Here is a 20,818-nt window from a genome sequence, read left to right on the forward strand (position 1 = left end):
TATGAAGAACCGAATTGGTTACATAGATATGTCTAAAGGGTTAGCGATTATATTAGTTATCATTGGACATAGTAGCTTCGTTCCAAATAATGCAAAGTTGCTTCTCTATTCATTCCACATACCGTTGTTCTTTTTCTTATCTGGTTTTACTTTGAATGTTAGAAAATATGAAACCTTCTCAGGCTATTGTTTAAATAAGGTAAAGAGTTTAGTTATTCCTTTTTTCTTGCTAAATAGTTTTGTTTTTTTGTTTCAACTTTTTGTCATGTACCCTGATCAGGCTCTGAGTTTTGATATTCTTCATTTTATAAAACAGTTACTGATTTCAGATCGTTTGCATATTTATTTTCAATTATGGTTTTTGAATGTGATGTTTTTGGCTCATGTTTTCAGTTACTTTATTTTAAAGAGAAGATGGAATTTGAGCCAGTGGGTGATAATAATCCTATCTCTCTTGGTTTTAGTCTATCTCGGACAGAAGGTATATGAGAGGGAGTATTATTTAATTTGGAATATTGATTTAGTTCCTGTTGCTCTGATTTTCATCTTGCTGGGAGTATGGACTAATAATAATTTACATCAATTAGAAAAGTATTTTTCAATTTACCTTTTGCCGATTGGACTTATTCTGACCAATTACAGTAGTAAACTAAACTATCGAGTAAGTGGCTATCAGATTGTTGATTTGTATTATCAGCAAATTGGAAATCATTTCTTATTTTACTTGGCAGCTATTTCAGGGATTTGGAGTGTTCTTATATTTTTTAAAACACTTCCAGAGAGTTCCATTATGAAATCAATCGGACAAAAAACATTGATTTATTATGGAGTTCATTCGCCGATAGTTCTGGTGTTAGTAGAAAAATTAGTTAAAGAATTGTCTACGAAATATACTGGAATTTTTGTTAATCAATATATAACGACAGTTTTTGTAGCCATATTGACAATTTTGGGCTGTGAATTGATAGTCAGGATGTTTAGAGGAACTAACTTTCCTTTTGGGATAAAAAGATTAGGAGAAAGAGATGAGTAGACACAAGCCAATTTTATATATAGTTGTTCCATGTTATAACGAAGAGCAAGTCTTACCACATACTAATCCAATGTTTGTTGAAAAAATTGAACAATTAGTAAAGAAAGAAGAAATCCATCCTCTTAGCAAAATTATGTATGTAAATGATGGTAGTAAGGATCGGACTTGGGAACTGATAGAAAGTTATGCTAAAACCATCCCTTCTGTAGTTGGTGTGTCACAAAGTCGTAACAGGGGGCATCAAAGTAGTGTCCTTGCAGGTATGTATGAGGCCATTCAGTTTGCTGATATTGTCATTACCATTGATGCCGATGGACAAGATGATATCAATTGTATGGATAAAATGATTGAAGAATATAAAACCGGTTCTGAAATTGTCTACGGTGTACGTGATAACCGTGATACGGACTCTGCTTTTAAACGAATTACAGCTGAAGGTTTTTATAAAGTGCTACGCCTATTTGGAGCAGAAGTCGTTTTTAATCATGCTGACTATCGATTGGTTTCTAAAAGATTCTTGAAGGAATTAGATAAATTTACTGAAGTCAATCTTTTTCTTCGTGGTTTAATGCCTTTAGTTGGTTTTAAATATTCTTACGTTTCGTATAAGCGACATGAACGAATTGCTGGTGAGAGCCATTACCCACTGTCTAAAATGCTTGGTTTGGCTATGGATGGTATTACAAGTTTATCAATCAAACCGATAAGGTTGATTACAAGTCTGGGAGTCCTGACCTCTCTCTTTAGTTTTTTGTTGATTATTTGGGTTGTATGGAGTAAGTTTGCTGGTACAGTCGTGGCTGGATGGGCAAGCACCTATGCAATAGTTAGCCTACTTGGTGGAGTTCAATTGATTAGTTTGGGCGTAATTGGTGAGTATGTTGGAAAAATTTATCTGGAAACAAAACGTCGTCCTAGGTATATTATCAGCGATCGTACTTTTGATACAGATAGTGTTTCATCAGATTTAAACCCTTGAAAATTGTTCAAATTTTGATATAATAGTACTACTCAAGGGAGTAGCTGGCAGAAACCTGTGATAGTGTCGTCATTCCGAATTGTATACTGAAAAGTATGTTTTCCGGCGCTATCTTAAACAGCGAGACTTGTTATGATTAACAGGTCTCTTTTTGTTTGTCGTGAAAAGATAGGACAGAAAGAGAGTCTGTTTTGCACACAATGTCAAGGAGGAGACACATGTCAAAAGAACAAAAACGCCAAGCGTTTTATACTCAAAGTCCTGAAGAGGTCTTGAAGTCGGTTGAAGCAACTGAGCAAGGGCTTTCGTCAAGCGAAGCGCAAAAACGTCTAGCTGAATATGGACGCAATGAACTGGAAGAGGGTGAGAAAAAATCTCTCCTAGTCAAGTTTATCGAACAGTTTAAGGATTTGATGATTATTATTTTGGTTGCTGCAGCCATCTTGTCTGTCATAACTTCTGGTGGGGAAGATATTGCAGATGCTATCATTATTCTAGCCGTTGTTATCATCAATGCTGCTTTTGGTGTTTACCAAGAAGGAAAAGCAGAAGAAGCCATCGAGGCCCTCAAGTCTATGTCTAGTCCAGCTGCTCGCGTTATTCGTGATGGACACATGGCAGAGATTGATTCCAAAGAATTGGTACCAGGAGATATCGTTGCCCTTGAAGCAGGTGACGTCGTACCAGCAGACCTACGTTTGCTAGAGGCTAACTCTCTCAAAATCGAAGAAGCTGCTTTGACAGGTGAGTCTGTTCCAGTCGAAAAAGACTTGACCGTCGAGCTCTCTGCAGATGCTGGTATTGGTGACCGTGTCAATATGGCCTTCCAAAACTCAAACGTGACTTATGGTCGTGGTCTTGGTGTTGTTGTCAATACAGGTATGTACACGGAAGTGGGGCATATCGCTGGCATGCTCCAAGATGCGGATGAGACGGATACACCACTCAAACAAAACTTGAACAACCTTTCTAAGGTCTTGACCTATGCAATTTTGGTCATTGCCCTTGTTACTTTTGTAGTCGGAGTCTTCATTCAAGGTAAAAATCCACTTGGTGAGTTGATGACCTCTGTCGCGCTTGCTGTTGCAGCCATCCCAGAAGGACTTCCTGCTATCGTGACCATCGTTCTTGCCCTTGGTACTCAAGTTTTGGCTAAACGAAACTCTATCGTTCGTAAGTTGCCAGCAGTAGAAACACTTGGTTCAACTGAAATCATCGCTTCTGATAAGACTGGTACACTTACTATGAACAAGATGACAGTCGAGAAAGTCTTCTATGACGCAGTCTTACATGACTCAGCTGATGATATTGAACTTGGCTTGGACATGCCACTACTTCGTTCAGTTGTCTTGGCCAACGATACCAAGATTGATGCTGAAGGAAACCTGATCGGGGATCCAACGGAAACAGCCTTCATCCAGTATGCCTTGGACAAGGGCTACGATGTCAAAGGATTTTTAGAGAAATATCCTCGTGTAGCTGAGTTACCGTTTGACTCAGATCGTAAACTCATGTCAACAGTTCACCCATTGCCTGATGGTAAATTCCTCGTAGCAGTCAAAGGGGCTCCAGATCAACTCTTGAAACGTTGTGTTGCTCGTGATAAGGCTGGAGATGTTGCTCCGATTGATAATCAAGTCAATGACTTAATTCACACAAATAACTCTGAAATGGCTCACCAAGCCTTGCGTGTCCTTGCAGGTGCTTATAAGATTATTGATAGCATTCCAGAGAACTTGACTTCTGAAGATCTTGAAAACAACTTGATCTTTACTGGTTTGATTGGGATGATTGACCCAGAGCGTGCCGAAGCGGCAGAAGCTGTTCGTGTCGCTAAGGAAGCGGGAATCCGTCCAATCATGATTACGGGTGACCATCAAGACACAGCAGAAGCCATTGCCAAACGTTTGGGAATCATCGATGAAAATGACTCAGAAGACCATGTCTTGACAGGTGCTGAGCTTAACGAACTTTCTGATGAAGAATTTGAAAAAGTCGTTGGTCAATACTCTGTCTACGCGCGTGTATCTCCAGAACACAAGGTTCGTATCGTGAAAGCTTGGCAAAACCAAGGTAAGGTCGTTGCTATGACAGGTGACGGTGTTAATGACGCCCCAGCTCTGAAAACAGCCGATATCGGTATCGGTATGGGAATCACTGGTACAGAGGTTTCTAAGGGAGCTTCTGATATGATTCTTGCGGATGATAACTTTGCGACCATTATAGTCGCAGTTGAAGAAGGACGTAAGGTCTTCTCAAACATTCAAAAGACAATTCAATATCTTCTTTCTGCCAATACGGCTGAAGTTTTGACCATTTTCCTAGCAACCCTCTTTGGATGGGATGTCTTACAGCCAGTTCATCTCTTGTGGATTAACTTGGTAACCGATACCTTCCCAGCCATCGCTCTTGGTGTTGAGCCAGCTGAGCCAGGTGTTATGACCCACAAACCACGTGGACGTAAGTCAAGCTTCTTCTCAGGTGGGGTCTTGAGTTCCATTATCTATCAAGGTGTACTCCAAGGAGCACTGGTCTTGACCGTTTATGGTCTTGCTCTTACCTATCCAGTCCATGTAGGAGACAACCAAGCCATTCACGCAGATGCCCTCACCATGGCCTTTGCAACACTCGGTTTGATCCAGCTCTTCCATGCCTACAATGTCAAGTCTGTTTACCAATCCATCTTAACAGTTGGACCATTCAAGTCTAAGACCTTCAACTGGTCTATCTTGGTATCCTTCATTCTCTTGATGGCAACGATCGTCGTAGAACCGCTTGAAGGAATCTTCCACGTAACCAAACTAGACTTGTCACAATGGGCCATTGTTCTAGCTGGAAGCTTCTCAATGATTCTTATCGTAGAAATCGTTAAGTTTGTTCAACGTAAACTTGGTCTTGATAAGAACGCTATTTAAAAAGAAAGTCATCTTCGGATGGCTTTTTTGCATTTGAGGGAAAGGACTATAAGTCGCTCCCTTTTGTGCTATAATAAAGTAAAGTAGCAAGGAGTGAAAGAGAATGGAAAAGAAAATTGTCCGAGATGTCTTATTTTTGTCGCAGGTTTCGAAACCTGCAAGTCAGGAAGACCTTTATCTGGCTAAGGATTTGCAGGATACCCTGCTTGCCAATCGCGAGACCTGTGTCGGTCTGGCAGCCAATATGATTGGCGTGCAGAAGCGCGTGATTATCTTTAATCTTGGCTTGGTTCCCATAGTCATGTTTAACCCCATTCTCCTTTCCTACGAAGGACCTTACGAGACAGAGGAAGGTTGTTTGTCTTTGACTGGGGTGCGACCGACAACTCGTTTTGAAACGATTACGGTTTCCTATCGTGATAGTAAGTGGCAGGAACAGACCATTACGCTGACAGGTTTTCCAGTTCAGATCTGTCAACATGAACTGGATCATTTGGAAGGTCGGATTATTTAGGAGGAACTCAGATGAAACGCATACTTTTTGAACTTGTTTTTATCGCAACGACCTGGTATATCTTTTTGCCTCCCTTCAATCTGACTAGTTGGGAATTCATCTTCTTTCTCTGTGGGCATCTGGTGGTGACGGGGATTTTGTTTAGTTTCCGCAAGGATTCCAATATCATCAAAACGGTTCATGTACGACATGGCAAGCCTGCCAACGAGCTCAATCTAGAAGGACTCCATTTTACCAAACTCAGTAGAGGATTGTTACTAGCTGCAGGCCTTATCTTTGCCCTTGCTGGTCTGGTTAGCTTAGTGACATCAAGCTTTTTCCAAGCAAAAAACTATGCTAATGTAGTGTCTATCATCGAAAAAGACTTTAAAGATTTTCCTAAGAGTGATACCAGTAAGGTTCCGATTTTAGATCGTAGTACTGCTGAAAAGATTGGAGACCGTTATCTGGGCTCTCTGACAGATAAGGTTTCCCAGTACGTAGCGGCAGATACCTATACCCAGCTGACGGTTGATGGCAAACCCTATCGGGTAACTCCTTTGGAGTATGCCGACCCGATCAAATGGTTCAACAATCAAGCCAAGGGAATTGGCGAGTATATCAAGGTTGATATGGTGACAGGGAATGCGGAATTGGTAGATTTAAAAACACCGATGAAGTATTCGGACTCCGAGTATTTTAACCGTGATGTCAAACGTCATCTTCGGATCAAGTATCCGACCAAGATTTTTAAAACGCCCTCCTTTGAGGTGGATGATGAAGGCAATCCTTTCTATGTGGCAACCGTTTATCAAAAACAGTTTGGTCTAGGAGTACCTCGTCCTTCGTCTGTTATTATCTTAGACGCCACCAATGGAGAAACCAAGGAATACAGCTTGGATGAAGTACCAGAATGGGTGGATCGTGTCTATCCAGCAGAAGAAACCATCGAGCAAATCAACTACAACGGCAAGTACAAAGACGGCTTCTGGAATGCCTTGATTTCTAAGAAAAATGTTACCCAAACGACAGAGGGCTATAACTATCTTTCTATCGGAAATGACATTTATCTCTACACGGGGGTGACTTCAGCAAATGCTGACGAAAGTAATTTAGGATTTATCCTTGAAAACATGCGCACTGGTGAAATCACCAAGTACAATCTAGCATCAGCAACCGAAGAATCTGCCCGTGCTTCCGCAGAAGGAGCCGTGCAAGAGAAGGACTATAAGGCTACCTTCCCTATTCTTGTCAATCTTAACGACAAACCGCTCTACATCATGGGCTTGAAGGACAATGCAGGCTTGGTCAAGGAGTATGCATTGGTCGATGCAGTGGAGTACCAAAACGTCATCGTAGCAGCTACGGTAGATGAACTCCTCAGCAAATATGCCAATAAAAACGACCTAGACCTGGATAACGAAACGGTGGAAAGTATCAAGGGAGTGGTTTCAGACCTTAAATCAGCTGTTATCAAGGGTGATACCGTCTACTTCTTTAAAGTTGATGGCAAGATTTATAAGGTCAAGGCCTCAGTGTCAGACGATCTTCCTTACCTTGAAAATGGCCAATCCTTTGAAGGTCAAGTTGGAAAAGATAACTATCTTAAGACCTTTAAAGTCAAGTAAAAGAAACCTCGGTATGAACCGAGGTTTTTAAGATGAAATTCTTGGTCGTGATTGAAAAATATGCTACACTAACAATATGAAAATTTTAATCCCAACAGCAAAAGAAATGAACACAGACCATCCTTGTATCGAAGCGCTCCCCTTGAGGGAAGAAAGTCAGGCAGTCCTTGACTCACTTGCGCATTACTCAGCTAGTGAATTAGAGACTTTTTATAAGGTATCTGCCGAGAAAGCAGAAGAAGAGTACGCTCATATTCAAGCTCTAAAAAATCACAGGGCTAAATATTATCCAGCCTTGAAACTCTTCGATGGTCTCATGTATCGCCACATCAAACGAGATGGGTTAACCGAGGCTGAACAAACCTATCTTGAAAATCATATCCTGATTACCTCGGCTTTATACGGTGTTGTCCCTGCCTTATCTCCCATGGCTCCTCACCGTTTGGATTTCTTGATGAAGTTAAAAGTTGCTGGTAAGACTTTAAAGAGTCATTGGAAGTCAGCCTACGATGAGGCACTTCAGGATGAGGACTTGATATTCTCCCTCCTATCATCAGAGTTTGAAACCGTATTTTCTAAGGAAATTAGAGAAAAGATGGTGACCTTCAAATTTATGGAGGACAAGGAAGGCCAGTTAAAAATCCACTCAACCATTTCAAAAAAAGCCCGTGGTGCCTTTTTGACCGCCTTGATAGAGGGGCAAGTTCAAACTGTTGAACAAGCTCGCAAGCTCAGTTTTGCAGGTTTTGATTACCGACCTGATTTATCAAGTGATTTAGAACTCGTCTTTGTGAAACAAACATAAAACCAGCTCATTCGAGCTGGTTTTTACTAGATTAGTTGATGGCTGCAAGAAGGTCGTCAGCTTGTTTTTCAAGTGATGAAGCAGTTGCTTCTTCTAACACCAATTTTCCGTCTGCCCAAGCAGAGTCATTGACACGAGCGGCAGTAAAGTTACCAACGACTTGTGTACGGATAAATGGCAAGAGGTCTTTATAAATCGCAAAGAGTTGTTCGTGACCGGCATTGGCTACAGATGAGACAGTAACAAACTTGTCTTGGAGGGCAGAAGCACCACGTGTATCAGACAAATCAATGGCACGAGAGAGCCAGTCAAGCAAGTTTTTCACTGTTCCAGGGATAGAGAAGTTGTAGACTGGAGAGAAGATCCAGATAGCATCCGCAGCAAGGACTGCTTCACGAGCAGCATCTACAGCTGGATGAGTTGGAACTTCCAAATCTTGGCTGAAGAGAGGAACAGCTGAGTAATCAAGATAGCTAACTTCCGCTTTTCCAGCAAGTGCTTTTTCAGCTTCGAGGGCCATTTGGTGGTTGAAAGAACCTTGGCGAAGTGAACCGACGATAAATAATACTTTTTTAGACATGATATGTCTCCTTTAGTTTAAAATTCAAAGAGCGAACCCTTTTGTTACCATCTATGTTACAACAAATGATACTAATTAGCAATAATTTTGCTCACAAATTTTTAAATTTTTTTAAAATGCGGATTAAATCTTCCTTTTCACCATCTTCCAAGATGCTGAGTGCTTCTACGATCGAATCGATATGGTCAGGAAGAACCTCTTCGATTTTTCTGCGTCCTGCAGGTGTTAATTTCAGGAAAAAAGAGCGACGATCCTTGGGGTCACAAGTTCTAGAAATCCACCCATCTCGAACCATATTTCGAATGACAACAGTCATATTTCCAGAAGTGGCTAGCATTTTTTCAATCAAATCCTGAATGCGTAGTTCCCCCTTGCTATAGAGGGTTTCCAGAACGGAAAATTGGGTGGGTGTTAGCCCGTGTTCTTTAGCAGCCTTAGCTTCATATGGTTTAAAAGTCCGTATGACTTTATTGAGGATGATAGCTGTTTTTAAGTCTAGTTGATTATCGGAAATTTTCTCTTTCAAATATTGTTTCATAAGGTTATTTTATCAATAATGAGAGAGAAAAACAAGAACTTATATTTTACAGGAAAAGAATCTTAGAATGTTCCTATCTTCACTTGTAATAAAGGAGGAGAGATGGTAAAATAGACGAGTGAAACTAAGACAGAAAAAAGCAAAAAACAAGCTACTTATACAGTATGGAATCGGCATTGCTCTGGTAGTACTAGTCATGACGACTTCCTTCCTTTATCTGATATCACTCAGCATGAAACCCTATCAAGATGCTAGACTTGAGGGAGAAAAACTAGCCAAGCAGTATGCAGAATTGGAACAGGTAGATCAGGTTGATTTCTACAATGGTCTAGAGGGCTATTACAGTGTTCTGGGACATAATAAAAAGCAAGAGGCCATTGCCGTACTGATTGAAAAGAATGACCACAAGATTTATGTTTATCAGCTTGATAAGGGGATTTCTCAAGACAAGGCAGCGACGATTTCGAGGGAAAAAGGAGCTAGCGACATTGATAAGATCACCTTTGGTCGTTATCAGGACAAGCCGATTTGGGAAGTTAAGTCAGGAAACCAGTACTATCTGGTCGACTTTGAAACAGGAGCAGTGATCCAATAAGGAGGGCATATGAAACTATCCAAACGTGTACTAGAGATGGAAGAAAGCGTCACTCTAACCAGTGATGCAAGAGCCAAAGCATTAAAAGCTCAGGGAAAAGATGTTCTTTTCTTAACCTTGGGACAGCCTGATTTTCATACTCCTGAAAACATTCAGGATGCAGCGATAGAAGCGATTCGTGATGGACGAGCTTCCTTTTATACAGTTGCTTCAGGTCTGCCAGACTTAAAGGCTGCGGTTAATACCTATTTTGAACGCTACTACGGGTATTCCGTAGCGGCTAACGAGGTTACCTTTGCCACTGGTGCTAAGTTCTCTCTCTACACCTTCTTTATGGCTGTGGTCAATCCAGGTGATGAGGTCATCATTCCTACACCATACTGGGTCAGCTATGGAGACCAGGTCAAGATGGCAGAAGGTGTGCCAGTCTTTGTCCAGGCTAAGGAAGACAATCACTTTAAAGTAACAGTAGAGCAGCTAGAAGCAGCCCGAACAGATAAGACCAAGGTCTTGGTTCTCAATTCACCATCGAATCCGACTGGTATGATTTACTCTCGTGAGGAACTCATGGCTATCGGAAATTGGGCTGTTGCGCATGATGTCCTTATCCTAGCAGATGATATTTATGGACGTCTGGTTTATAACGGGAACGAATTTGTTCCAATTTCTAGTCTGTCAGAAGCCATTCGCAAGCAAACCATCGTGATTAATGGTGTATCTAAGGCCTATGCCATGACTGGTTGGCGGGTAGGTTATGCTGTGGGAAATCCTGAAATTATCGCTGCTATGAGCAAACTAACAGGACAAACAACCTCTAACTTGACTGCCGTATCGCAATATGCTACCATTGAAGCCCTGACTGGACCGCAAGACTCTGTTGAAACCATGCGCCAAGCCTTTGAAGAGCGTTTGAATACCATTTATCCACTCTTGTGCAAAGTGCCAGGATTTGAAGTTGTCAAGCCCCAAGGAGCCTTCTATCTCTTCCCGAATGTTAAAAAAGCGATGGAGATGAAGGGGTATACCGATGTGACAGAGTTTACAACGGCTATTCTCGAAGAAGTCGGCCTTGCCTTGATTACAGGAGCTGGATTTGGAGCACCAGAAAATGTTCGTCTCAGCTATGCCACAGACATGGATACTTTAAAAGAAGCTATTCACCGTTTGCATCGGTTTATGGAAAAATAAAACTTAGAATCTTCGCCTTTTTAGCGAAGATTTTTTGTAACGAAATTCTCTCGAATTTTCTCCAGTAGAACCTAGCTATCAGAGTCTATTTGTGGTAAAATAATGAGTAATGACGTCTTCGGACAAGTTAAACGAAAAAAGGAAGATAGATTATGACAAAACGTGTAACAATTATCGAAGTAAAAGACTACGTTGGTCAAGAAGTGACCATTGGGGCCTGGGTTGCCAACAAATCAGGAAAAGGAAAAATTGCCTTCTTGCAATTGCGTGATGGAACTGCCTTCTTCCAAGGTGTAGCCTTTAAACCAAACTTTATTGAAAAATTTGGTGAAGAGGTAGGTCTTGAAAAATTTGACACCATCAAACGCTTGAGCCAAGAAACTTCTGTTTATGTGACAGGAATTGTCAAAGAAGACGAACGTTCTAAGTTTGGCTATGAGTTGGATATTACAGACATCGAAGTCATCGGTGAATCTCAAGACTACCCAATCACACCAAAAGAACACGGAACAGACTTCTTGATGGACAACCGTCACTTATGGCTCCGCTCTCGTAAGCAAGTAGCGGTTATGCAAATCCGTAACGCGATTATCTATGCGACTTATGAGTTTTTCGACAAGAACGGCTTCATGAAATTTGATAGCCCAATTCTTTCAGGAAATGCGGCAGAGGATTCAACTGAACTCTTTGAAACAGACTACTTTGGAACGCCAGCCTACTTGAGCCAATCAGGTCAGCTTTACCTAGAAGCAGGAGCTATGGCTCTTGGTCGTGTCTTTGACTTTGGTCCAGTATTCCGTGCTGAAAAATCAAAAACGCGCCGTCACTTGACTGAGTTCTGGATGATGGACGCTGAATACTCATACTTGACACACGATGAGTCCCTTGACTTGCAAGAAGCTTATGTAAAAGCCCTTCTTCAGGGTGTTCTTGATCGTGCGCCTCAAGCCTTGGAAACCTTGGAACGTGACACAGAGCTCTTGAAACGCTACATTGCTGAGCCATTTAAACGCATCACTTACGATCAAGCCATTGACCTTTTGCAAGAGCATGAAAATGATGAAGATGCTGATTACGAGCATCTTGAGCATGGCGATGACTTTGGTTCACCACACGAAACATGGATTTCAAACCACTTTGGTGTGCCAACATTTGTTATCAACTATCCAGCAGCTATCAAGGCCTTCTACATGAAACCAGTTCCTGGAAATCCAGAGCGCGTGCTTTGTGCAGACTTGCTTGCACCAGAAGGATATGGAGAAATCATCGGTGGTTCTATGCGTGAGGAAGACTACGATGCCCTTGTCGCTAAAATGGAAGAACTTGGAATGGATCGTACAGAATATGAATTCTACCTTGACCTTCGTAAATACGGTACAGTACCACACGGTGGATTTGGTATCGGTATCGAGCGTATGGTAACTTTCGCAGCAGGTACAAAACATATCCGTGAAGCTATTCCATTCCCACGTATGTTGCACCGTATCAAACCATAAACTAGGAAAAAGAAGATATTTTCATCTTCTTTTTTTCACTTTTATCTTGCTATCTATCAGTTTTTCTAGTATAATAGTTTATTGTGAGCAAACCTCACTTACCCCTTGCAAAGTCTAGGGGTCATTAGACCAAAAGGAGGAACATATCAATGGCTAAATACGAAATTCTTTATATCATTCGTCCAAACATTGAAGAAGAAGCGAAAAACGCTTTGGTAGCACGTTTTGACTCTATCTTGACTGACAACGGTGCAACTGTTGTTGAATCAAAATCATGGGAAAAACGTCGTCTTGCATACGAAATCCAAGATTTCCGTGAAGGACTTTACCACATCGTTAACGTTGAAGCAAACGATGACGCAGCTCTTAAAGAGTTTGACCGTCTTTCAAAAATCAACGCTGACATTCTTCGTCACATGATCGTCAAACTTGACGCGTAAGAAGGTAAATTATGATTAACAATGTTGTACTTGTAGGGCGTATGACACGTGACGCTGAGTTGCGTTATACCCCATCAAATGTAGCAGTTGCGACTTTTACTCTTGCAGTAAACCGTACATTTAAGAGTCAAAATGGCGAACGTGAGGCTGATTTTATCAATGTCGTTATGTGGCGTCAACAGGCTGAAAATCTTGCTAACTGGGCTAAAAAAGGCTCTCTTATCGGGATAACAGGCCGTATCCAGACTCGTAGTTACGATAATCAGCAAGGACAACGTGTCTACGTAACAGAAGTCGTGGCTGAGAATTTCCAAATGTTGGAAAGCCGTGGAGTGCGTGAAGGACATACAGGTGGAGCTTATTCTGCACCAACTGCTGGTCAATCAGCACCTGCAAACCCAGTACCAGACTTTTCACGTTCTGAAAATCCATTTGGAGCAACCAATCCATTGGACATTTCAGATGATGATTTACCATTCTAATGGACAATTAATACTATAAAGGAGAAAAAACATGGCTCAACAACGTCGTGGCGGATTCAAACGCCGTAAAAAAGTTGATTACATCGCAGCAAACAAAATTGAATATGTTGATTACAAAGATACTGAGCTTCTTAGCCGTTTCGTTTCAGAACGTGGGAAAATCCTTCCTCGTCGTGTAACAGGAACTTCAGCTAAAAACCAACGTAAAGTAACAACAGCTATCAAACGCGCTCGCGTAATGGCTTTGATGCCTTTCGTAAACGAAGATTAAAAAAAAGACCCATAAGGGTCTTTTTTTCACGAGCTTTGAAACGAGGGAGCGAGTTGAGTCTAGTGGCCCTTTTTTTCATGAGCTCGGAAATAAGAAAGCGAGTCAAGACCCCAACAGGTCTTTTTTTCACGAGCATGGAAATGAGAGAGCGAGTTGGGTCCAGTGGCCCTCTTTTTTATGAGCTCGGAAATAAGAAAGCGAATTAAGACTCCAACGGGTCTTTTTTCACGAGCATGGAAATGAGAGAGCGAGTTGGGTCCAGTGGCCCTTTTTTTCAGACTTTTCCAGGACTCTGTTAGAATGGAGTCCCTTTTGACCTAGTAAGATTCTTTTGTCTTACTAGGTTTTTTCTTTTAATCTCTATTATCGTGCTATAATAGTGGAAGAAGGCTTTTAAGGAGTACCTTATGGAAACAACATGTCTGATTAGAAAAATGCAAACATCTGATGTTAAAGAACTATCCCAAGGTTTTACCAATCAAGGTTGGCCGGGTAGAGAAGAAATTTTGGCTAGGTATTTTCTTGAACAAGAATGTGGGGAGAGAGAAGTCTTAGTTGCAGAGGTTGGGGGTGCTTTAGCGGGTTATGTTACAATTTTGCCTTGCGCTAAGCAGGGGCCTTTTGCAGAAATCTATCCAGAACTATCAGATTTCAATGTCTTTGAGCCCTTTCAAAATCAAGGTATTGGAAACCTCTTGATGGAAGAGGCAGAAAATCGAGTTAAGCTTTTTTCAGACAAAGTGACGTTGGGTGTAGGTTTGCACTCAGGCTATGGACCTGCCCAGAGATTGTACATCAAACGAGGCTATATTCCAGATGGTTCGGGCGTCTGGTATCAAAATCACAGACCGGCTATGGATGCTACTTGTGAAGATATCGGTGACCTTGTTTTATATCTGTCAAAAGATTTGATTTAAGATAGATCTTATAAGGTTTAACTTTAAAATGGCAAGAAGTCGTAACCTCCTTTTTCATTCGAAAAAGGAATTTTTTGTTTGAAATTGTTTGATTTATTCCTCAAAGTGGTAAAATATAATTGTTTGAAATATCAATACAAATATAAATATCAAAAAAACATATAAGGTTTAGTTTTTTTAAATACGGATTCTTTTGAAAAGTCTTAAAATTTCCTAAAATAAGGCTTTTCAAAGGTTGTAAATAAAATTATTACAAAAAGGTTACAAATTGTTAAAATTAAATTAAATGCAATAATATAATTTGGAAAAAATTTGACATATAAATTAATTGACGGTAAAATAATTAAGATAATCAAATTAATTGATTTGCGCAATAATTCGATATAAAGATTAATCTGATGTGTCAAATTTTATTATAGTAGAAGGATAGCATAATGAAGAAACTGAAAGTGATGGTTGTTTTTGGAACACGACCAGAAGCTATTAAAATGGCCCCTTTAGTGTTGGAATTGCAAAAACATAGTGACAGCATTGAGACAATCACAGTTGTGACAGCCCAGCATCGTCAAATGCTGGACCAAGTTCTTGAAACGTTTCGCATCGAGCCACATTATGACCTGGATATTATGGGGAAAAATCAATCTCTTTTAGATATTACTGGAAAAATTTTAGAAAAGTTTGATCCAGTTGTTAAGCAAGAACTTCCAGATATGATTCTTGTTCATGGAGATACAACAACAACTTTTGCAGCCAGTTTAGTTGCTTTCTATAATCAGGTACGTATCGGCCACGTTGAAGCTGGTCTAAGGACCTTTGATAAGTATTCTCCTTTCCCAGAAGAGATGAATCGTCAGATGACTGACTGCCTTGCGGATCTCTATTTTGCTCCAACTAGTGAGAGTAAAGAAAATCTCCTCAAGGAAAATCATCCTGAGTCTGCTATTGTCATTACGGGAAATACAGCCATTGATGCCTTGAAACTAACCGTTCAATCGGATTACTATCATGAAGTTCTAGATCAATTGGATCCAGATAAGAAACTTGTATTGGTGACCATGCACCGTCGTGAGAATCAAGGTCAACCAATGAGAAATGTCTTTGCAGCTTTACGTGAGATGGTCGATCTTCATCAGGAAATTGAAGTTGTTTATCCTGTTCACCTTAGCCCCGCCGTGCAAGAAGCAGCAAAAGATATCTTAGCCGGTCACGATCGTATTCACTTGATTGAGCCTTTAGATGTACTTGATTTTCATAATTTGGCTTCAAGAAGCTATTTTATCATGACTGACTCTGGCGGAGTTCAGGAAGAGGCGCCTTCTCTCGGCAAACCTGTCCTTGTCCTTCGTGACACGACGGAACGTCCAGAAGGAGTAAGAGCAGGTACTTTGAAGCTAGTTGGTACGGATCCAGTATGTGTGAAAGAAGCGATGGCAGCACTTTTAACAGATGAAACTCTTTATAGACAAATGTCTCATGCACCAAATCCTTATGGAGATGGCAGAGCTTCTGAACGAATCGTACAATCCATTCAACAGTACTTTGGGGCAGCGACTTCTGTATCTGAATTCAAAGGGGGGGGAATAAGATAAAATGAAAAATTGGAGTCAATTTAAAAACTGGCTTATGGCTTTGCTTGCTTGTGAGGTCATTCTTTTGGTGCTTTGTTTTTTGTACGCTCGAGCAATCATTTTAGAACAAATCTTGTTTTTAGCTTTAGCCTTGTTTGCAGTGTTGGTATTATCTGACCTTTTGCTTACTTGGACCCTCATCTTAGCATTTGGTTTTGGACTTATCGTTTTGGTTGCGGGTGTGGTTTATATCCCAATCATTCAACTGGTCTTCTTATTGATCAGTTTTCCACTTTTGATTGGGATACTACTTAAAGTTCGTTATTATTTCTTCAAGGTGACCTCAAAGGTCCAAGAACAGGAAGACGAAGCTCGAGCAGATTACCAAGCTATGGTAACTGAACAAAGTGATGTGACGGTACAATCTCTATTGATTCATTGGGCACATGAAGATTTGTTCTTCCAGATTAAACCGAAAGAACATAACCAGATGCTCAGTCGTATTCAAGAGGTAATTGCTCAGGAATTGAGTTACAATGATAAGCTCTATTACGTTTCGGATGGTAATTTTCTTGTTCTATCGAGTAGTAACCAACATTCTTTGAAGGAACTTTATTTGAATGGTTTGCAGGAGAAACTAAGCAGTTTAGTTTTTCATGGAGAAGAAGGTAATCAAGAAATTCAGTTCCAAACAGGCTATTTGGTGATTAACTCTGATAATAAAGATAAATACCAAGACTACGCAGATGTAGCCAGTCATCTCAAACGTCAACTAGAGACAGATGTAATTGTAGAATATTAGGAGGGAAACATGACTTTAACCGAACTATTTTTTGGTATTGCTTTGGGACTCAGTCTCGCCTTTGGCATTTGTTTTATCATACTATTTATTGCATACAATATTCTTTATCATCGAGTGAACAAAAATTTTAAGGCGGTGAATCATGATTAGTCAAATGTTAATGATTTTTACCTTGCTTACAATTTGGATTTCTCTAGCTTGGGGCTTGGTAATTCTCTTTTCGGCAGTACACTTTTGGTTTAAACACAGTGATTTTCGTGTAGATACTTCGCCGCTACCTTATTACCCGAAGGTTACCATTGTTGTTCCTGCTCATAATGAGGATGTGGTTATTGCCCAAACAGCAAAAGCTATCTTGGATATGAACTATCCTCACGACCGTGTGGAATTGCTTCTATTCGCAGATAACTGTTCAGATAACACCTATGCAGAATGTTTGTCAGTACAAGCCATGCCTGAATATGCAGAAAGAAATCTGACTATTATCGACCGTACTGGTACGGGAGGAAAAGCAGGTGTTCTAAACGATGCTTTGGAGATGGCAACAGGCGAATATATCTGTGTCTATGATGCGGATGCCATGCCTGAAAAGAACGCCCTTTATTTCCTTGTCAAAGAAGTGATGAAGGACCCAGAACGTCACGTGGCATCTTTCGGTCGCAACAAGACTCGAAATGCTAATCAAAATTTCTTGACTCGTTGTATCAACCAAGAAATCGTTGTTACTCAGCGCGTGCACCACGTTGGAATGTGGCATCTCTTTAAAATTGGGCGTATTCCAGGAACCAACTTTATCATTCAAACCGACTTTGTAAAGAGTATCGGTGGTTGGAAAAATGGTGCCTTAACCGAGGATACCGATATTTCCTTCAAAATCATGCAGAGTGGTAAATTGATTGCCCTTGCCTATAATTCAGAGGCTTTCCAACAAGAACCTGAGACCTTAAAGAGTTACTATATGCAACGGAAACGCTGGGCAAAAGGAAATTACGAAGTTGTTCTCTCGAACTTTAAGCATTTATTTGGCAGAGCAAACTGGCGTGTTAAATTAGAAGTTTTTAACTATTCGTGTGTTTTCTTTTGGTTTAACTTTGCCATTGTTCTATCGGATTTGATTTTCCTAGCGAATGTGCTAGCAATCTGCCTTAATCTTTTCTTCCCAGATGTCAGGGTTCCATTTGCTTTTGATGCGGACAATATCTACATTGCACAGCTCATGCTTTTTAACTGGATACTCATGATTGGTCTCTATTTGATGCAAATTATGACAGCATTGGCAAGTCAATTTGGACAAGCGACGACAAAACAAATCTGGTTAGCCTTGGCAGCATATTTCTCTTACGCACAGATGTTTATCGTTGTATCCGTTGATTCCATTTCTTCAATAGTGCTGGATAAAGTACTCCGACGAAAAGAAACCAAGTGGGTTAAAACTAAGCGATTTGCAGGATAGGAGGATTTATGAAAACGAATAAATTAAAATATGTCTGGTTTGTGCTCATCCTTTCTATCTTTTGTTTAGCCTTGTTTTTAGCAAGAGGAAGGACTAAAATCGAGATGCGTAATCGAATTTACAGCCAATGGAGCCAACAGTTCCTTGTTACAAAAGGCGATCAGTCTTATGTTCGTACGACGAATGATTCGGAGGGAACAACAGTTCTATCTGAAGCCCAAAGTTATGGCATGCTCATAACGGTTTTAGCAGCCCAAAAAGGGCAAGCGACACAAGCAGATTTTGAGAATCTTTATCGCTATTACCAAAATCATCGTATCGAGGGAACGCAGTTGATGTCTTGGAAGCAAGTGATCACAAATAGTAGTGAAACGGTTGAGAAGCAAAACGCAACTGATGGAGATCTCTACATCGCTTATTCTTTGATTGAAGCTGCCAAGCAGTGGCCGGATAAGGCGCAGGAATACCAAGAGCAAGCTAAAAAAATCTTAGAAGATATTCTTCGATACAATTACAATGAAGAGACAGGTGTTCTGACAGTAGGGAACTGGGCCAACAAGGATTCCGATTATTATTACTTGATGCGGACGTCTGATATTCTTCCTCGCTATTTCCAATCTTTCTATGACCTGACTGGAAACAAACAGTGGTTAGACGTTAAGGATAAGATGCTTGGGCAACTGGAGCAAATTAGTTCTCATTCTGATACGGGTCTCTTGCCAGACTTTATCTGGGCTGAGAAGTCAGGGGCGCGTCTTGTTGATGCCAACACTATCGAATCTCAGTATGATGGAGCGTATTCTTATAACGCTTGCCGTTTGCCTTATCACTTGTCTCAGAGTCAGGATGAAAGAAGCCAAAAACTCGTTCAAAAGATGATGGATTTCTTTATGAAAGAGCAACGCATTTATGCGGGATATGACTTGAACGGAACTGCCCTCAATCAATACCAGGCAGGTAGTTTCTTGGCACCAATTACCTATGCATCTGACAAGGGAGAAGGTTATCTGAAACTTCTTCAGCAAAATAAATACATTTTCACACAAGATTTACCTTTGGACAACTACTATGATGCAACGATGATTACCATGATTGCTCTAGAGATGTTCTAAGATGAAAAGAGAGGGCTAGTTCAACTGGCCCTCTTTTTGATAGGTTTTCATCTTTTTTCAAGAAAGGAAATTCCTAAGGTTTATGGTATAATGGAAAGAGTGATGGAAAAGAGGTAGAGAGATGGATGCGAAATTAAAATACAAGGCAAAGAAGATTAAAATCGTCTTTTTTGATATCGATGATACCTTGCGTACGTCAAAGACAGGTTTTATTCCAGCTACAATTCCCACTGTCTTTAAACAGTTGCGTGAAAAAGGAATTTTGACAGGAATTGCCTCTGGTCGTGGTATTTTCGGTGTTGTTCCAGAGATTCGTGAGCTTAAGCCGGACTTTTTTGTAACTCTGAATGGGGCCTATATAGAAGATAAAAAAGGTCAGGTCATTTATCAATATCAGATTGACAAGTCAGATGTTGAGGAGTATATCTCTTGGACTAAGCGAGAGGGAATTGAATATGGCTTGGTTGGTAGTCATGACGCCAAACTCTCTACGCGAACAGAACTGATCAGTGAGGCTATTGACCCGATTTATCCAAACTTGGATGTGGATCCTGACTTCCATGAAAAAGTAGAGATTTATCAGATGTGGACCTTTGAAGATAAAGGAGATGCCTTGCGCTTGCCAAAGTCTTTATCGGATAAACTTCGCATGGTGCGTTGGCATGAACATTCATCTGATATCGTGCCTATTTCAGGTTCAAAAGCCACAGGTGTAGCCAAGGTGGTGGAGCATTTAGGCTTGAAACCAGAGAATGTCATGGTCTTTGGGGATGGTCTCAATGACTTGGAACTCTTTGATTATGCTGGAATCAGTATTGCCATGGGAGTTTCCCATGAAAAAATCAAAGAAAAAGCAGATTATATTACAAAAACAGTAGAAGAAGATGGCATTTTTGGTGCCTTAGAAGGATTTGGTATGGTAGAAAAAGAATTGCATTTCCCACAAGTAGAAATTGAAACAGTAGAAGGCCCTCTTGCGACCATTAAGACAAATCACGGAGACTTGCGTATCAAGCTCTTCCCTGAACATGCCCCTAAAACAGTGGCTAACTTTGTTGCTCTGTCAAAAGACGGTTACTATGATGGTGTCATTTTCCACCGAATTATCAAGGACTTTATGATCCAAGGTGGAGACCCAACTGGTACTGGTATGGGGGGAGAATCAATCTACGGCGACTCTTTTGAAGATGAATTTTCTGAAGAACTCTATAATGTTCGTGGCGCTCTTTCTATGGCCAATGCGGGTCCAAATACCAATGGAAGTCAGTTCTTTATCGTACAAAACCAACACTTACCGTACTCTAAGAAAGAGATTGCGCGTGGTGGTTGGCCTGAACCAATCGCTGAGATCTATGCCGAGCAAGGTGGAACTCCTCACCTTGATCGTCGCCATACTGTTTTTGGACAATTGGTAGATGCAGAATCTTTTGCGGTCTTGGATGCCATTGCAGCTGTTGAGACTGGTGCAATGGACAAGCCAGTTGAAGATGTAGTAATTGAAACGATTGAAATTGAGGACTAGA

20 protein-coding genes are annotated in these 20,818 nt (G+C 40.7%); 18 read left to right on the forward strand and 2 right to left on the reverse strand.

All coding sequences use genetic code 11. The features are described from left to right. Position 1: 1 nt before the first annotated feature. The 6 genes from SOR_RS03085 to yaaA all read left to right on the forward strand — a co-directional run bounded on the left by SOR_RS03085 (position 2) and on the right by yaaA (position 7,853). Positions 2-1,033 carry an acyltransferase family protein gene (locus SOR_RS03085; RefSeq protein ID WP_000797216.1) on the forward strand — a complete coding sequence of 344 codons (1,032 nt, stop codon included), beginning with the start codon at positions 2-4 and terminating at the stop codon, positions 1,031-1,033. Then, entirely contained in the window at positions 1,026-2,012 is a 987-nt protein-coding gene (locus tag SOR_RS03090; RefSeq protein ID WP_000086438.1) for a glycosyltransferase family 2 protein, read from the forward strand. The genes SOR_RS03085 and SOR_RS03090 overlap by 8 nt, the downstream gene beginning before the upstream one ends. A gap of 218 nt (positions 2,013-2,230) precedes the next feature. Then, complete coding sequence (locus SOR_RS03095; protein WP_000032426.1) at positions 2,231-4,927, forward strand: cation-translocating P-type ATPase; 2,697 nt, start codon at positions 2,231-2,233, stop codon at positions 4,925-4,927. Between the two features lie 103 nt (positions 4,928-5,030). Beyond that, positions 5,031-5,441, forward strand: a complete 411-nt coding sequence (locus tag SOR_RS03100) for a peptide deformylase (protein ID WP_000412251.1) — start codon at positions 5,031-5,033, stop codon at positions 5,439-5,441. Positions 5,442-5,452: 11 nt separating this feature from the next. After that, positions 5,453-7,048, forward strand: coding sequence for a hypothetical protein (locus tag SOR_RS03105; RefSeq protein ID WP_000821461.1), 1,596 nt, complete (start codon positions 5,453-5,455; stop codon positions 7,046-7,048). Positions 7,049-7,124: 76 nt separating this feature from the next. Continuing rightward, entirely contained in the window at positions 7,125-7,853 is a 729-nt protein-coding gene (gene yaaA / locus SOR_RS03110) for a peroxide stress protein YaaA (RefSeq protein WP_000697762.1), read from the forward strand. Between the two features lie 31 nt (positions 7,854-7,884). Here the strand turns inward: yaaA and SOR_RS03115 are convergent, their stop codons facing one another. Both SOR_RS03115 and SOR_RS03120 read right to left on the reverse strand, forming a co-directional pair. Then, positions 7,885-8,433, reverse strand: coding sequence for an NADPH-dependent FMN reductase (locus SOR_RS03115; RefSeq protein ID WP_000039638.1), 549 nt, complete (start codon positions 8,431-8,433; stop codon positions 7,885-7,887). Positions 8,434-8,524: 91 nt separating this feature from the next. Beyond that, positions 8,525-8,971, reverse strand: coding sequence for a MarR family winged helix-turn-helix transcriptional regulator (locus tag SOR_RS03120; protein ID WP_000816314.1), 447 nt, complete (start codon positions 8,969-8,971; stop codon positions 8,525-8,527). Between the two features lie 118 nt (positions 8,972-9,089). Between SOR_RS03120 and SOR_RS03125 the strand changes: the two genes are divergently transcribed. The 12 genes from SOR_RS03125 (at position 9,090) to SOR_RS03180 (ending at position 20,817) form a co-directional block, all read left to right on the forward strand. Then, the gene (locus SOR_RS03125; protein ID WP_000776850.1) at positions 9,090-9,566 is read left to right on the forward strand and encodes a cell wall elongation regulator TseB-like domain-containing protein; all 477 of its coding nucleotides are present in this window, start codon (positions 9,090-9,092) and stop codon (positions 9,564-9,566) included. Positions 9,567-9,575: 9 nt separating this feature from the next. After that, complete coding sequence (locus SOR_RS03130; RefSeq protein ID WP_000777460.1) at positions 9,576-10,754, forward strand: pyridoxal phosphate-dependent aminotransferase; 1,179 nt, start codon at positions 9,576-9,578, stop codon at positions 10,752-10,754. A gap of 152 nt (positions 10,755-10,906) precedes the next feature. Next, positions 10,907-12,250, forward strand: coding sequence for an asparagine--tRNA ligase (asnS, locus tag SOR_RS03135; protein ID WP_000167169.1), 1,344 nt, complete (start codon positions 10,907-10,909; stop codon positions 12,248-12,250). A gap of 149 nt (positions 12,251-12,399) precedes the next feature. Next, entirely contained in the window at positions 12,400-12,690 is a 291-nt protein-coding gene (rpsF, locus tag SOR_RS03140) for a 30S ribosomal protein S6 (RefSeq protein ID WP_001151782.1), read from the forward strand. Between the two features lie 11 nt (positions 12,691-12,701). Further along, complete coding sequence (gene ssbA / locus SOR_RS03145) at positions 12,702-13,172, forward strand: single-stranded DNA-binding protein SsbA (protein WP_000609596.1); 471 nt, start codon at positions 12,702-12,704, stop codon at positions 13,170-13,172. Between the two features lie 31 nt (positions 13,173-13,203). After that, the gene (gene rpsR / locus SOR_RS03150) at positions 13,204-13,443 is read left to right on the forward strand and encodes a 30S ribosomal protein S18 (RefSeq protein WP_000068664.1); all 240 of its coding nucleotides are present in this window, start codon (positions 13,204-13,206) and stop codon (positions 13,441-13,443) included. A gap of 407 nt (positions 13,444-13,850) precedes the next feature. Continuing rightward, on the forward strand, positions 13,851-14,360 hold the full coding sequence (locus tag SOR_RS03155) for a GNAT family N-acetyltransferase (protein WP_000450288.1): 510 nt from the start codon (positions 13,851-13,853) through the stop codon (positions 14,358-14,360). A gap of 434 nt (positions 14,361-14,794) precedes the next feature. Continuing rightward, entirely contained in the window at positions 14,795-15,949 is a 1,155-nt protein-coding gene (gene wecB, locus SOR_RS03160; RefSeq protein WP_000734431.1) for a non-hydrolyzing UDP-N-acetylglucosamine 2-epimerase, read from the forward strand. A 1-nt stretch (position 15,950) separates the two neighbouring features. Further along, positions 15,951-16,730 (forward strand): hypothetical protein, encoded by a 780-nt coding sequence (locus SOR_RS03165; RefSeq protein WP_000800623.1) that lies wholly within the window; start codon positions 15,951-15,953, stop codon positions 16,728-16,730. A 142-nt stretch (positions 16,731-16,872) separates the two neighbouring features. Then, the gene (locus SOR_RS03170; RefSeq protein ID WP_000625489.1) at positions 16,873-18,183 is read left to right on the forward strand and encodes a glycosyltransferase family 2 protein; all 1,311 of its coding nucleotides are present in this window, start codon (positions 16,873-16,875) and stop codon (positions 18,181-18,183) included. Positions 18,184-18,191: 8 nt separating this feature from the next. Beyond that, positions 18,192-19,295, forward strand: a complete 1,104-nt coding sequence (locus SOR_RS03175) for a glycosyl hydrolase family 8 (protein ID WP_000856179.1) — start codon at positions 18,192-18,194, stop codon at positions 19,293-19,295. Between the two features lie 121 nt (positions 19,296-19,416). After that, positions 19,417-20,817 carry a bifunctional Cof-type HAD-IIB family hydrolase/peptidylprolyl isomerase gene (locus tag SOR_RS03180; protein WP_000338993.1) on the forward strand — a complete coding sequence of 467 codons (1,401 nt, stop codon included), beginning with the start codon at positions 19,417-19,419 and terminating at the stop codon, positions 20,815-20,817. Position 20,818: the final 1 nt, after the last annotated feature.

It is taken from the genome of Streptococcus oralis Uo5, assembly GCF_000253155.1.
Lineage (GTDB): Bacteria > Bacillota > Bacilli > Lactobacillales > Streptococcaceae > Streptococcus > Streptococcus oralis_L.